1 protein-coding gene is annotated in these 579 nt (G+C 59.1%); it reads left to right on the top strand.

Annotated features, from left to right (window positions below):
* The coding region (locus CU041_RS20260; RefSeq protein WP_456154842.1) for a flagellin at positions 1-579 on the top strand (579 nt) is incomplete at both ends.

Here is a 579-nt window from a genome sequence, read left to right as displayed (position 1 = left end):
TGTCCGATACCGAACGCGGCTTCCTGAACGACGAATTCACCGAACTGCGTGACGAGATCGACCGTATCGCATCTTCCACCAACTTCAACGGCATTCAGCTGCTGGGTAATGGTGGCGATGTCGCTATCGAGTTCGGCGACCTTGCTGCCGGTCAGGGCGGTGAAGCCCTTGTTCCGGTGAACGGCTTTGACAACTTTGCCATCACCGACAACAACTACTGGGCAACGGACGCCAACGCAGGCGGCGTGACCGATAACAGCTTCGATGTGAACATCAATTACGGCGCCGGCGACCAGGTCATCATGACCGTCACCAGCACCATTGATGGCGCCGCTGACCGCTCCCAGTCGATCGACGTGACCGACTTCCGGACGGCCGGCACCACAGCGATTGGCGCAGGCGAAAGCGCAACCCTGAACTTTGACGAACTTGGTCTGAGCTTCACGGTTAACACCAACTTCTCGGCTTCGGTCGCTGCAATCCGCGCCGATAACACCGGCGCATCCGACTTCGGCACCGACACGGACTTCAATGGCTCGGGCCTTGACTCTGCTGCTGGTAACGTCGTCACCATGGCAG

The organism is Thalassospira povalilytica (assembly GCF_002844235.1).
Taxonomy (GTDB): domain Bacteria; phylum Pseudomonadota; class Alphaproteobacteria; order Rhodospirillales; family Thalassospiraceae; genus Thalassospira; species Thalassospira povalilytica.
Note: the sequence above shows the minus strand (reverse complement) of the source record. Positions and strands in the feature narration are given on the sequence as shown.